Source organism: Escherichia sp. KS167_9B (assembly GCF_030295215.1).
In the GTDB taxonomy this organism is placed as follows: domain Bacteria; phylum Pseudomonadota; class Gammaproteobacteria; order Enterobacterales; family Enterobacteriaceae; genus Escherichia; species Escherichia coli_F.
On the sequence record NZ_AP025754.1, the window covers coordinates 5164310 to 5178067 of the forward strand.

Consider the following 13758-nt stretch of genomic DNA (forward strand, 5'->3'; position numbering starts at 1 on the left):
ATCCGGCCTACAAATTCAATAAATTGCAGGAATCACGTAGGCCTGATAAGCGTAGCGCATCAGGCTATTTTGCTTTTGCCATCAGACTTAATCCGGGCATGATAGCCCGGATTTCCATCAAGATTAGCGACGAACAGCGATCGCTTCGATCTCAATCTTCACGTCTTTCGGCAGACGGGCAACTTCAACGCAAGAACGTGCCGGGAAGGTGGCATTGTGCTCGGTGAAGAACGCTTCGTAGGTAGCGTTTACGGTTGCGAAGTCGTTCAGATCTTTCACAAACACGGTGGTTTTAACGATATCGCCCACTTTCAGGCCAGCGGCTTCGACGATCGCTTTTACGTTATCCAGCGACTGACGTGCCTGTGCAGCGACGTCTGCCGGTACTTCGCCGGTTTTCGGGTTTACTGGGATCTGACCGGAGGTGATGATCATATTGCCCAGATCAACGCCCTGTACGTAAGGACCGATAGCTGCCGGTGCATTTTCCGTCGCGATAGTTTTGCTCATGATTTCTCCTTTATTACAGCGGTAAAAAGTCTGGCTCATTATAGGGAGCCAGACTTTTATTACCAACCGCAATTAATTGGCCAGCACCACATTATGGGAAAACTCTTTTTCACAGTATTTGCATTTGAGCGCGATGTCATTGGCGCGTTTTCGCACGGCAAAGCTGGATGAAACCGGTTCGGCATGGCTGATACAGTTGCTGTTCGGGCAGACCAGCACATTGTCGATGCGCTCCGGCAGGCTGGGGCGCGATTTACCCACCACTTCATAGTTGTCGATGCGATTTACTGTGGCTTGTGGTGCATACAAAGCCAGTTGGTCTACCTGATCTTCACTCAAAAAGGTATTTTCGATTTTGATCAGATCTTTACGCCCCATCTCACCAGAAGGCAGATTCAGGCCGATGGTAATACGCTGATCTGTCTCGGTAAGCTTGAACAGACTCAATAGCTTAAAACCGATCTGGGCGGGGATATGGTCAATTACCGTGCCGCGTTTAATAGCTTCAACCTGCAATTTATTATCGTGTGTCATCTCTATTTCCCCTTACAGTACCAGATCGCGATTCAGAACCAGTGCCAGTAACGCCTGGCGAGCGAAAATTCCGTTGCCTGCTTGCTGGAAGTACCAGGCGTGCGGTGTTTTATCAACATCGGTGGCAATCTCATCAACACGCGGTAGCGGATGCAGCACTTTCATATTGGCTTTGGCGTTGTGGAGATCGCTGGCGCGAAGAACAAACTGTGCTTTCACGTTGGCATATTCGGACGGGTCCAGACGCTCTTTTTGCACGCGAGTCATATACAGAATGTCCACTTCCGCCATCACTTCTTCAATGGAGCTGTGCAGACTCCAGGCGATCCCTTTTTCATCGAGCATATCCAGGATGTATTGCGGCATTGCCAGCGCGTCCGGCGCGATGAAGTAAAAACGGTTGCCGTCGAACTTCGCTAACGCCTGGGTCAGAGAGTGAACGGTGCGGCCATATTTCAGGTCACCAACCATTGCGACGTGGAGATTGTCCAGACGCCCCTGGGTTTCCTGAATGGTGAATAAGTCCAGCAAGGTTTGTGTCGGATGTTGGTTGGAGCCATCACCGGCATTCAGTACCGGTACATTGCCGGAAAACTCGGTGGCCAGACGCGCTGCACCTTCCTGCGGATGACGCATCACTATCGCATCGACGTAAGTGCTGATAACCGAAATGGTATCGGCCAGCGTTTCGCCCTTTTTACCCAGTGATGTATTGGCGCTGTCGGAGAAGCCCACCACGCTGGCACCCAGGCGGTGCATGGACGTTTCGAAAGAGAGGCGGGTACGGGTAGAGGCTTCGAAGAAACAGCTGGCAATGACTTTGTGCTTCAACAGCTCTGGTTGCGGGTTTGCTTTCAGTTTCGCCGCTGTCGCCAGCACCAGATTAAGGTCATCGCGACTAAGGTCGTTTATGGAAATGATATGTTTCTGATATAGCGGATTAGCCATCTTTTATCTCCTGACGCCTGGGCAAAAAAAAGCCCCTCGATTGAGGGGCTGGGAATGGGTGATCAACGGGAAGAAAAACGGCAGACCAGCGTCTTTTTTCAGACGCGGTAAGACAAAATGTCGAACACACTGAATCATACATCCTCCCGGCAAATTGTCCGGCATTATACTCATAGCCAGAAGCGGTGCAAGCATTTGATGCAATATTTTGTCAGCGCAAACGGTTTATTTGAATTAAAAGTCAAAGTATGTGCATTTTTATTTTCTATGGTTCTGGAGGGGAACGGTCGTTCGGTATCAATAATTGCAGACATTTCCTGCTTTTTTCTTTTTCACTTTCACCCAATCCGATATGCATTTTATTCCATTCATCCGACTTATAGGGCGGAGTGTGAAAACTCACGGCTAACACTATTGCTTACAGCTCAGGGATGCGCGCTATCACTTTAATTTCAAAATCAAAGCCTGCCAGCCAGGTAACACCCACCGCCGTCCAGTTTGGATAAGGTGGGGCGCTAAATATTTCATTTTTGACTGTCATGATGTCTTCAAATTGTTTTTCAGGATCGGTATGAAAGCTCGTCACATCAATGATATCGTCAAAAGTGCATCCCGCAGCTGCCAGGGTCGCATGCAAATTATCAAATGCCAGTCTGACTTGTTGCTGAAAATCGGGTTCTGGTGTTCCGTCCTCGCGACTTCCTACTTGCCCGGAAACAAACAGCAAATCGCCGGAACGAATAGCCGCAGAATAACGATGTTCAGCATACAGTGAATGTCGGCCAGCAGGGAAAACAGCGGTTCTTTCTACCATTTGGTTATCCTCAAGATTTACGACATGAACAGAAGATTTATATTTACCGGGAGCCGCTTTTAGGGGACGACGTGAGTAAACAAAACCCAGACATCATGGATAATGGCTGGGCTTAATTGAGCGTAGTCGGTTATGCGCCAAACGCGCCATCAATGGTATGCATCGCACCGGTAACAAAACTGGCTTCTGGCCCTGCTAACCATGCGACCATACCAGCGACCTCTTCCGGTTGCCCATGTCTTTTGATAGCCATAAAACCATGCAACATATCGCGCATTGTCCCGTTGGCGGGATTCGCGTCGGTATCAATTGGCCCTGGCTGGACGACGTTGATGGTGATCCCACGCGGTCCAAAATCACGGGCCAGTCCGCGCGCCATACCTTGCAGGGCAGATTTACTGGCGGCATAAGCAGCCATGCCTGCAACAGGCATACGATCGCCATTCACGGAGCCGATGATTAAGATGCGCCCGCCTTCGGGCATCTGCCGGGCGGCTTCAACAGAGGCATAGTAAGGAGCATGAATATTGATTTTGAAAAGGCGATCAATATCGTCGGCATTTAATTCCAGGGAATCGCCAAAGACGCCAATACCTGCATTTACCACCAGGATATCCAATGCGCCGCTCTTACGAACGACATCAATGACAGCGTCTCTGTCAGCACTATCTGTGAATACTGCTGTCGCTCCCGTCTCTTGTGCCAGGCGTTCAGCGGCATCTTTCGACCCCGCATAGGTGAATCGTACATTGGCCCCATCGGTGACGAAACGACGTACGATAGCAGCACCGATTCCACGACTGCCACCGAGGATGAGAACTGTCTTACCTGTAAAAGCGCCCATAAGGACTCCTTGATTTATTATGTAACATGCATTACAAAACTGTTTTAACTTTCTGTCAACAAGTTTTGTAATGGTCACTAAAAAACAATCTCGTGTTCCTGGTCGTCCCAGACGTTTCGCTCCTGAGCAGGCAGTCTCTGCGGCAAAAGTGCTTTTTCACCAAAAAAGTTTCGATGCTGTCAGTGTTGCTGAAATCACTGATTATCTTGGTATTAACCCCCCGAGCCTCTACGCGGCTTTTGGCAGTAAGGCTGGGTTATTTAGCCGTGTACTCAATGAATATGTCGGTACGGAAGCTATTCCGCTTGCCGATATTCTTCGTGATGATCGTCCGGTAGGCGAGTGCCTGGTTGAGGTATTAAAAGAAGCGGCGCGCAGATATAGCCAAAACGGCGGCTGCGCTGGCTGTATGGTTCTTGAAGGTATTCATAGTCATGATCCACAAGCGCGTGATATTGCCGTTCAATGTTATCACGCCGCAGAAACAACCATTTATGACTATATCGCCAGGCGGCATCCACAAAGCGCACAATGTGTGACTGATTTTATGAGTACCGTGATGTCAGGGCTTTCTGCGAAGGCACGAGAGGGGCACTCCATCGAACAACTCTGTGCAACAGCTGCCCTGGCGGGGGAAGCGATAAAAACTCTTCTCAAGGAGTGATGCTGGCCTTGATCCGAAAGGCGGGAACGCGCCTGCCGATAAGTTGTGATAAGACAATAATTCACGCGTTAAGGCTGGCGGAATTGATCATCTTTTCGTATAACGATAGAAATGAAACATTGTTTTAATTAAGGAGTGGAAAAGATGATCATCGGAAATATTCATAATCTTCAGCCGTGGCTACCCCAGGAGTTACGCCAGGCGATTGAGCATATCAAAGCAAACGTTACGGCAGAAACGCCCAAGGGCAAGCACGATATCGAAGGCAATCGTCTGTTTTATCTTATCTCGGAAGATATGACCGAGCCGTACGAAGCTCGCCGTGCGGAGTACCATGCCCGCTATCTCGACATTCAGATTGTGTTAAAAGGTCAGGAAGGCATGACCTTCAGCACGCAACCTGCAGGCACCCCGGATACCGACTGGTTAGCAGACAAAGACATCGCATTTTTGCCGGAAGGCGTTGATGAGAAAACAGTTATCCTTAATGAAGGTGATTTTGTTGTGTTTTATCCGGGGGAAGTGCATAAACCGCTGTGCGCAGTGGGCGCGCCAGCCCAGGTTCGCAAAGCAGTAGTGAAGATGCTGATGGCGTGATGACTTTTCGCCGTAAATAACTCCAGGTTTACGGCGAGTTTGTGAAAAGAGCGTTTTTTGATATTTTTTTGTGAGTAAAATTTGTAATGCTTAGACGTTCTTATTAACTCAAGGAGTTCGTCATGAGCAAAATATCGCATTCGGATTATTTTCACTACGTTGCTTCCTGCAGGAATTTTAAACCAAAACATGATGTTTTAAATAGCTGGTGTGTGGGAATCAATAATTTTTCCCGTATTGCCGAGGGGCAGCATAACAAAAGAAATATCCTTTCTCCTAAGGCATTTTTGGAGTTTCTAGCATGGATATTTACCTTGGGACATGTAGATTTTAGTGAAAGCCGCAATGAAGCGGGAAGAAAAATGATGGGTAATATAAAATCCTCATCTTATTTAAAAAAAGATGATGGTAGTGAAATAATGCGATTTTACATGAATAATCCTGAAGGGTGGGAAGATGATATACGCCCGGTTATTTTAGAAGTTAGACTTACCCCTCCCTCTGTGAATGGGGCTCGTCAAGGGCGTACAGCCATTATATTTGATGATGTAACAGAATCTGGTAAGTCAATTTTTCGTTTTGAAGGGACGGATTTTGAAACAAAAGATGAGAGTTCATTACTACTGATTACTAATAAAGTTCTGGCGTGTTACCAGCGTGAAATTAACAACGAAATAGCACTTCAGTTAAATAATAACCAGATGAATTGGCAAGCCCAGGACTATAAAGATTTTTTTAAAGATGCCTTGGCTACAACATTGTCAACAATAAAGCAAGAGCATCTGCTAATAATGCCTCATGTATGTAATGAAATTATTCCAGACTTACTGGGCGAAGAAGGCATACTTGAAGAGATAGATAATCTCAGCGCGTCTGACGATGCCTTTACTAATAATAAAAAAAGTAATGATGAAATTAATAAGATCAAAATTGATCTAGCGCATATTCTTATTGATTCCTTAGATGATGCGCCGGTTGACCTCTCACCGGTCATCCGTTCGATGTTAGAAACTTTTTTAAAATCGCCATATATGAGTGATGTAAAAATACTGGAGTGGTGTTTTAATAAAAGTATCGAATATTTTAATGCTGCTGCAAAGATAGATTATGCATGCGACGTGATAAAAAATATTAAGTCTGGTTGTGATCAGTCTAAAAGAGCTGAGGCATTATTTTCCCTTCTCGATAAAGAACCCTATAAAAATAATCCTGATTTACAGACGTTGATTTGGGATAAGTTGATTGTATATGTCGATGTTTTAAACTTAAGCAATCAAGAGAAATCACATTTAATTAAAAGGCTATTTAATAATGCTCAGTCAGTATTTAAGGACGTACCTGTCAGTATCTTGGTGAACAAGGTGTTTCTGAATGATTTTTTTATGAAAAAACCTGAGATGATTAAATGGTACCTTCCTCAGTTACTTGTGAGTTATGCAAGGGAAAAAAGAGAACTTGATAGCTTAGAATGTGATATTAATAATAGACAACTTACGAAAGAACAACTGGGTCAACTTATTGAAGAAAAGGCGATTAATGAATTAAACCTTAGAACTAACGTGTTGGTAATCATCAAAAATTTAAAAAGTGCTCTATTAACAGATTTTAATGACGCATATTTGGAGGGACGAAAACCTCCTGAATGGCTACAGGATGCAATACAGAACTATGTGTCGAAACAGGAGACTGACGCTGAATAATAGGATGCCGGGATAATATTGTATTTCCCGGCATCGTTATAGAGGTACAAATTATTTACTGAGTGTCGCTACCATCACCGCTTTTATGGTGTGCATCCGGTTTTCTGCCTGGTCAAAGACAATACTTGCCGGAGATTCAAAGACTTCATCGGTGACTTCCATTCCACCATGCAGACCAAATTCTGCGGCCATTTTTTTACCTAGCGTGGTTTGATCATCATGAAATGCAGGCAGACAGTGGAGGAATTTAACCTGCGGATTACCGGTCAGGGCCATCATTTTGCTATTCACCTGATAGTCACGCAGCAGGGCAATACGCTCCGCCCATTTCTCTTTGGGCTCACCCATCGATACCCAGACATCGGTATAGATAAAATCTGCGCCTTTAACCCCAGAGGCGATATCTTCCGTCAAGGTGATTTTACCCCCGTGTTTTTGTGCCAGAGCACTGCATTCGGCGACCAGCGATGCTTCCGGCCAGCAGGCTTTCGGCGCGACTAAACGCAGATCCAGCCCGGTCAACGCCGCAGCTTCCAGCATTGAGTTCCCCATGTTGTTACGAGCATCTCCGGCGTATACCAGCGTCATTTCATTGAACGCTTTACCTGGCAGATGTTCCTGCATCGTGAGGAGATCTGCCAGCAGCTGTGTCGGGTGAAACTCATCCGTCAGGCCATTCCACACAGGTACTCCCGCATATTCAGCCAGTGTTTCGACAATTTCCTGACCGTAGCCGCGATACTGAATCCCGTCGTACATCCGACCAAGAACACGAGCCGTATCTTTAATCGATTCTTTATGACCGATCTGGCTACCGCTTGAACCGAGATAAGTGACACGTGCCCCTTGATCATATGCGGCAACTTCGAAAGAGCATCGTGTACGAGTCGAGTCTTTTTCGAAGATGAGCGCGATGTTTTTACCAGTGAGTTTGGCTTCTTCAGTGCCGTTTTTCTTCGCGGATTTCAGTGTTGCGGCAAGTTGTAGCAGGGTGGTGAGATCTGAAGAGGTAAAATCGAGTAACTTCAAAAAATGCTTCTGATAAAAACTGGACATACTTCCCTCCCATGGCATACGCCTTTGATGAATTAAAATTCAATCTATATGAATGATTATTCATTTGCAAGCTTGATAAATAAAACTTTGTGACAAAGGTGGAGGCAATGTCAGTGGTGTGTGACAATAAGAGTATCGGCAGGACATTAAGAGGAATGAGCCATGGCAAACCCGGAACAACTGGAAGAACAGCGTGAAGAAACACGTTTGATTATTGAAGAATTACTGGAAGATGGCAGCGATCCGGACGCGCTGTACACCATCGAACACCATCTTTCCGCAGACGATCTGGAAACTCTGGAAAAAGCGGCAGTTGAAGCGTTTAAACTCGGTTACGAAGTGACCGATCCAGAAGAGCTGGAAGTTGAAGATGGTGATATCGTGATTTGCTGCGACATCCTCAGCGAGTGCGCGTTGAATGCCGATCTGATCGATGCCCAGGTTGAACAACTGATGACGCTGGCAGAGAAATTTGACGTTGAGTACGACGGTTGGGGCACTTACTTTGAAGATCCTAACGGCGAAGATGGCGACGATGAAGATTTTGTCGATGAAGACGATGACGGAGTTCGCCACTAATTAAGCGTAGCGCATCAGGCCCAGGTAGTTCCTGCAACCTGGTGAATTTGTTGCCCGGATAAGGCATTCATGTCACATCCGGCATAAACAAAACGTACGTTGTTAATGTTCGAATGCCCGCGAGTTGAACACGCGGGCATTTTTTTAGAGTTCGCGCAACATCCGCACTTCACAATCGACATGGCCCGTGCAGCCAAGCGCATAGTCGATATGCTCAAAGCCCAAATGCTCATAAAGCGCAATGGCTTCCTTTAAAAAAGCTGTCGTTTCCAGATAGCAGCGTTTGAAACCCATCTCTCGCGCCTGCTCCATCGCCATTAAGGCCAGTTTTTTTGCCAGCCCTTTGCCGCGGATAGCCGGAAGAAAATACATCTTTTGCAGTTCGCAAATGTCCGACTCACTCCCGGTTAATGGCGCTATCCCACCGCCGCCGACCACTTCACCCTCGTACTCAACTACCCAATATGCATGGCCAGGCTGACTATACACTTGATACAGCTCGTCAAGATTCGGATCGGCGACGGTGTAGCCTTTATCAGCGGTAAGACCGTATTCGGCGGATACCTGACGAATGACGCGGGCGATAGCAGGATTATCCTGCAGCGTCAGGCGACGCATTACAGGTGATTGCGGCGCAATGTTATTCATAGTTTAACCCAATAAAAATAAAGTAATTATACATTTGTTTAATACCACTCTCTTCTTACGTGCGCAAGCGACTTATAAAGTAATAAAGTTTTTGCCAGCCTATTACTGATAAGAGTATTGTAACGTGGCAGAACATTTTACTGTCTGTATATATAAGTTATATCAATGGATTTTTTAATTCAGGGATTTTTTATGGCTCAAGTTATTAATGAAATGGATGTTCCGTCCCATTCGTTTGTTTTTCATGGTACAGGTGAGAGGTATTTTCTTATTTGTGTGGTGAATGTGTTGTTAACGATTATAACGTTAGGTATCTATTTACCATGGGCATTAATGAAATGTAAGCGTTATCTTTATGCTAATATGGAAGTTAACGGACAACGATTTTCTTATGGAATTACCGGTGGGAATGTTTTTGTTAGTTGTCTTGTTTTTGTTTTTTTCTATTTCGCAATCTTAATGACAGTGTCAGCAGATATGCCGCTTGTTGGTTGTGTTTTGACTTTGTTACTGTTGGTTTTGCTTATATTTATGGCAGCAAAAGGACTGCGTCATCAGGCCTTAATGACCAGTCTCAATGGCGTAAGATTTAGTTTTAATTGCTCTATGAAAGGGTTCTGGTGGGTGACCTTTTTCTTGCCGATTTTAATGGCCGTTGGGATGGGGACTGTTTTCTTTATCTCGACAAAGATGCTACATGCCAATAGTTCAAGTAGTGTTATTATATCTATGGTTCTGATGGCAATAGTTGGTATTGTTTCCATTGGTATTTTTAATGGTACTTTATATAGTCTGGTAATGAGTTTTCTCTGGAGCAATACCAGTTTCGGTATACATCGTTTCAAGGTGAAATTAGATACTACGTATTGTATAAAATATGCCATTCTCGCATTTTTAGCTTTATTGCCTTTTCTCGCTGTTGCTGGTTATATTATCTTCGATCAAATATTAAATGCGTATGATAGTTCTGTATATGCAAATGATGACATTGAGAATTTACAGCAATTTATGGAAATGCAACGTAAAATGATAATCGCGCAGTTAATCTATTATTTTGGGATTGCTGTTAGCACCAGTTATTTAACGGTGTCGTTGCGAAACCATTTTATGAGCAACCTGTCACTGAATGATGGGCGTATTCGTTTTCGCTCAACTTTAACGTACCACGGTATGCTTTATCGCATGTGTGCGTTGGTGGTGATATCCGGGATTACGGGCGGTCTGGCTTATCCACTGTTGAAAATATGGATGATTGACTGGCAGGCAAAAAATACGTATTTGCTGGGCGATTTGGATGACCTTCCTTTAATCAATAAAGAAGAACAACCAGATAAAGGCTTCTTAGCCAGTATTTCTCGGGGAGTTATGCCTTCTTTACCATTTCTGTAAGAGATAAAAAAGGCCGGAGCATGCTCCGGCCTTCGTTTTCATCACGGTGTTGATTACAGCGCGGCGATAACAGCCTGCTGCTCAATCAGTTTCGCTTTCGCTTCCGCATAACCTTCCAGCTTCTCACGCTCTTTCGCGATGACCGCTTCTGGTGCGCGCGCTACAAAGCCTTCATTCGCCAGTTTGTTCTCGATACGGCTGATTTCACCTTCAATCTTCGCCACTTCTTTCGCCAGACGCGCCAGCTCATCTTCTTTGTTGATGAGGCCAGCCATCGGGATCAGCAGCTCTGCACCGTCGATGATCTTGGTAACGGAAACCGGACCTTTGTCATCGGCAGGCAGCACGGTGATGCTTTCCAGACGCGCCAGCGTTTGCAGGAAGCCATGGTTTTCATTTACGCGACGCTCTGCATCCGCGCTGCAACCACGAAGCAACAGCTCCAGCGGTTTGCCCGGCGCGATGTTCATTTCTGCACGGATGTTACGTACAGCAACGATCGCCTGTTTCAGCCACTCGGTGTCGGCCAGTGCGGCTTCATCAACCTGAGATGCATCATACTGCGGGAACGGTTGCAGCATGATGGTGTCGGCAGTGATACCGCAAAGTACTTTCACACGCTGCCAGATGGTTTCGGTGATGAACGGAATGATCGGATGCGCGAGGCGCAGCAGACCTTCCAGTACAGTCACCAGTGTATGGCGAGTACCGCGCAGTTCGGCTTCGGTGCCACCGTTCATTACCGGCTTGGTCAGCTCCAGATACCAGTCGCAGAACTGGTTCCATGTGAATTCATACAGAATGCCTGCGGCGATATCGAAGCGGAAGCTGTCCAGCGCTTCGCGGTATGCTTTGATGGTCTGGTTGAATTCTGCCAGAATCCAGCGGTCCGCCAGCGACAGCGTCATTTCACCGCCGTTAAAGCCGCAATCCTGACCTTCTGTGTTCATCAGCACAAAGCGGCTGGCGTTCCACAGCTTGTTACAGAAGTTACGGTAGCCTTCCAGACGCTTCATATCCCAGTTGATGTCACGACCGGTAGAAGCCAGCGCCGCCAGGGTGAAGCGCAGCGCGTCAGTACCGTGCGGCTCAATGCCGTTCGGGAACTGCTTCTCGGTGCGCTTACGGATTTTGTCCGCCAACTGCGGCTGCATCATATTACCGGTACGTTTTTCCAGCAGTTCCGGCAGCGAAATACCGTCAACCATATCCAGCGGGTCAATCACGTTACCCTTGGATTTGGACATCTTTTGACCTTCGTCATCACGAATCAGACCGGTCATGTAAACGGTGTGGAACGGCACCTGCGGTTTGCCATTTTCATCTTTGATGAAGTGCATGGTCATCATGATCATGCGGGCAATCCAGAAGAAGATGATGTCGAAACCAGATACCATCACGCTGGTTGGGTGGAACTGACGCAGGGCGTCGGTGTTTTCCGGCCAGCCAAGGGTAGAGAAGGTCCACAGTGCGGAGGAGAACCAGGTGTCGAGAACATCTTCGTCCTGACGCAGGGCAACATCAGCACCGAGGTTATTTTCTTTACGCACTTCGTCTTCGTTGCGGCCAACATAAACGTTACCCGCGTCGTCATACCATGCCGGGATGCGGTGACCCCACCACAGCTGACGAGAGATACACCAGTCCTGAATATCGCGCATCCAGGAGAAGTACATGTTTTCGTACTGCTTCGGTACGAACTGAATGTCGCCGTTCTCAACCGCTTCAACTGCCGGTTTCGCCAGTACATCGGCACGCACGTACCACTGGTCGGTCAGCATCGGTTCGATAACCACGCCGCCACGGTCGCCGTAAGGAACGGTCAGGTCGTGCGGTTTAATTTCTTCCAGCAGGCCGAGTGCATCAACCGCAGCAACGACTGCTTTACGTGCAGCAAAACGCTCGAGTTTCTGGAACTCTGCCGGGATTTCGCTGGAATAAACGTCAGATTCGTTACCTTTGGTATCGAACACCTGGGCGCTTTCACGGATATCACCGTCAAAGGTCAGGATGTTGATCATCGGCAGCGCGTGACGTTTACCGACTTCATAGTCGTTAAAGTCGTGCGCCGGAGTGATTTTCACGCAGCCGGTGCCTTTTTCCATGTCGGCGTGTTCGTCGCCAACGATCGGAATACGACGGTTAACCAGCGGCAGAATGACATATTTGCCAATCAGATCTTTGTAACGCGGATCTTCCGGGTTAACGGCTACGCCGGTATCGCCCAGTAGGGTTTCCGGACGGGTAGTCGCAACCACCAGATAATCTTTACCATCTGCGGTTTTCGCGCCGTCAGCCAGCGGATAGCGGATGTGCCACATCGAACCTTTCGATTCGCGGTTTTCCACTTCCAGGTCAGAGATAGCGGTGCGCAGTTTCGGGTCCCAGTTTACCAGGCGCTTGCCACGGTAAATCAGGTCTTCTTTATACAGACGAACGAAAACTTCTTTCACCGCATTGGACAGACCTTCGTCCATGGTGAAGCGTTCACGCTCCCAGTCCACGGAGTTGCCGAGACGGCGCATCTGACGGGTAATGGTGCCGCCGGATTCCGCTTTCCATTCCCAGATTTTGTCGATGAAAGCTTCGCGGCCGTAGTCGTGACGGGTTTTACCTTCTTCTGCGGCAATCTTGCGCTCAACGACCATCTGGGTAGCGATCCCGGCGTGGTCAGTACCGACCTGCCACAGGGTGTTTTTGCCCTGCATGCGCTGATAGCGGATCATGGTATCCATGATGGTTTGCTGGAAGGCGTGACCCATATGCAAACTGCCGGTGACGTTCGGCGGCGGGATCATGATGCAGAAACTTTCCTGGCTTTCATCGCCATTAGGCTTAAAGTAGCCCTGCTTTTCCCAGTGCTCGTAAAGCGGCTGTTCGATATCTTGTGGGTTGTATGTCTTTTCCATTATTTCCAGGTTGCCGTATTCAGGTTGAAACCAGCCACGCGGTAGGCTTTATAGCGTTCGCGCGCCAGTTGTTTCAGAGAATCTTCATAAGGAACGAAGTCTACCACTTCTGTGAAAGCGGTGGCAAAATCTGCAAAGCTTGTTCGCAGACTAATCAATATATCGCGCGGGCTGCTGCTACGCTTTTGCGGCCAGGCGATCTCCACCGGCGCACCGCCGCGCGGTCCTTCTCCCGCTAAATTATGCGGAACAAAGCTTTCTGCCGGACGCGCCCACAGGGCTTCATCCAGCCGGTAAGCCTGCTTTTCATCTTCACAAGCGATGAGCACGCGCTTACCGCTGCGCCAACGTTCTGCGGCAATTTCACACACCAGTTGCTCAACGGCGCTTAAGCCATCGACGGTGGTGTCATTGTCCAGAAGATAGAACGTCGCGTTTTTCATAAATGGGGCTTCTTGTGGTGGATTTAAATATGCATTTGGTAATACACAGCATTGCCTGATGCGACGCTGCCGCGTCTTATCAGGCCTACGAGTTCATTGCTGTGTAGGTCGGATAAGGCGCTC

At 47.4% G+C, this 13758-nt stretch carries 15 protein-coding genes; 5 read left to right on the forward strand and 10 right to left on the reverse strand.

The genetic code is table 11. The features are described from left to right. Nucleotides 1-123 precede the first annotated feature (123 nt). The 6 genes from ridA to bdcA form a co-directional block, all read right to left on the reverse strand. Entirely contained in the window at nt 124-510 is a 387-nt protein-coding gene (gene ridA, locus QUE34_RS25625) for a 2-iminobutanoate/2-iminopropanoate deaminase (RefSeq protein WP_000047539.1), read from the reverse strand. Nucleotides 511-582: 72 nt separating this feature from the next. Then, on the reverse strand, nt 583-1044 hold the full coding sequence (gene pyrI / locus QUE34_RS25630; RefSeq protein ID WP_000148581.1) for an aspartate carbamoyltransferase regulatory subunit: 462 nt from the start codon (nt 1042-1044) through the stop codon (nt 583-585). A 12-nt stretch (nt 1045-1056) separates the two neighbouring features. Continuing rightward, nucleotides 1057-1992, reverse strand: a complete 936-nt coding sequence (gene pyrB, locus QUE34_RS25635) for an aspartate carbamoyltransferase (protein WP_000013046.1) — start codon at nt 1990-1992, stop codon at nt 1057-1059. A gap of 3 nt (nt 1993-1995) precedes the next feature. Continuing rightward, nucleotides 1996-2130: a pyr operon leader peptide gene (gene pyrL, locus QUE34_RS25640; RefSeq protein ID WP_103253430.1), complete on the reverse strand. Its 135-nt coding sequence runs from the start codon at nt 2128-2130 to the stop codon at nt 1996-1998. Nucleotides 2131-2410: 280 nt separating this feature from the next. Continuing rightward, nucleotides 2411-2806 (reverse strand): RidA family protein, encoded by a 396-nt coding sequence (locus tag QUE34_RS25645; protein ID WP_000230273.1) that lies wholly within the window; start codon nt 2804-2806, stop codon nt 2411-2413. 130 nt (nt 2807-2936) lie between these two features. Continuing rightward, the gene (bdcA, locus tag QUE34_RS25650) at nt 2937-3650 is read right to left on the reverse strand and encodes an SDR family oxidoreductase (protein WP_103253431.1); all 714 of its coding nucleotides are present in this window, start codon (nt 3648-3650) and stop codon (nt 2937-2939) included. A gap of 70 nt (nt 3651-3720) precedes the next feature. Between bdcA and QUE34_RS25655 the strand changes: the two genes are divergently transcribed. The 3 genes from QUE34_RS25655 to QUE34_RS25665 all read left to right on the forward strand — a co-directional run bounded on the left by QUE34_RS25655 (nt 3721) and on the right by QUE34_RS25665 (nt 6611). Further along, nucleotides 3721-4314: a TetR/AcrR family transcriptional regulator gene (locus tag QUE34_RS25655; protein WP_103253432.1), complete on the forward strand. Its 594-nt coding sequence runs from the start codon at nt 3721-3723 to the stop codon at nt 4312-4314. Nucleotides 4315-4458: 144 nt separating this feature from the next. Further along, nucleotides 4459-4911: a toxin-antitoxin biofilm protein TabA gene (tabA, locus tag QUE34_RS25660; protein ID WP_001315168.1), complete on the forward strand. Its 453-nt coding sequence runs from the start codon at nt 4459-4461 to the stop codon at nt 4909-4911. Nucleotides 4912-5033: 122 nt separating this feature from the next. Next, entirely contained in the window at nt 5034-6611 is a 1578-nt protein-coding gene (locus QUE34_RS25665; protein WP_103253433.1) for a hypothetical protein, read from the forward strand. A gap of 51 nt (nt 6612-6662) precedes the next feature. Here the strand turns inward: QUE34_RS25665 and argF are convergent, their stop codons facing one another. Further along, a complete protein-coding gene (gene argF, locus QUE34_RS25670; RefSeq protein ID WP_103253434.1) occupies nt 6663-7667 on the reverse strand; it encodes an ornithine carbamoyltransferase in 1005 nt (334 codons plus the stop codon). Between the two features lie 162 nt (nt 7668-7829). Here argF and rraB point away from each other — a divergent pair, with 162 nt between their 5' ends. Then, entirely contained in the window at nt 7830-8246 is a 417-nt protein-coding gene (gene rraB / locus QUE34_RS25675) for a ribonuclease E inhibitor RraB (protein WP_000002953.1), read from the forward strand. 144 nt (nt 8247-8390) lie between these two features. Here rraB and QUE34_RS25680 read toward each other — a convergent pair whose 3' ends face one another. Next, the gene (locus tag QUE34_RS25680) at nt 8391-8894 is read right to left on the reverse strand and encodes a GNAT family N-acetyltransferase (RefSeq protein WP_001059402.1); all 504 of its coding nucleotides are present in this window, start codon (nt 8892-8894) and stop codon (nt 8391-8393) included. A 192-nt stretch (nt 8895-9086) separates the two neighbouring features. Between QUE34_RS25680 and QUE34_RS25685 the strand changes: the two genes are divergently transcribed. Continuing rightward, on the forward strand, nt 9087-10283 hold the full coding sequence (locus tag QUE34_RS25685; protein WP_000079650.1) for a YjgN family protein: 1197 nt from the start codon (nt 9087-9089) through the stop codon (nt 10281-10283). 53 nt (nt 10284-10336) lie between these two features. Here the strand turns inward: QUE34_RS25685 and valS are convergent, their stop codons facing one another. Both valS and holC read right to left on the reverse strand, forming a co-directional pair. After that, the gene (gene valS / locus QUE34_RS25690) at nt 10337-13192 is read right to left on the reverse strand and encodes a valine--tRNA ligase (RefSeq protein ID WP_103253436.1); all 2856 of its coding nucleotides are present in this window, start codon (nt 13190-13192) and stop codon (nt 10337-10339) included. Then, entirely contained in the window at nt 13192-13635 is a 444-nt protein-coding gene (holC, locus tag QUE34_RS25695) for a DNA polymerase III subunit chi (RefSeq protein ID WP_000786399.1), read from the reverse strand. Before holC ends, valS begins: the two co-directional genes overlap by 1 nt. Nucleotides 13636-13758 lie beyond the last annotated feature (123 nt).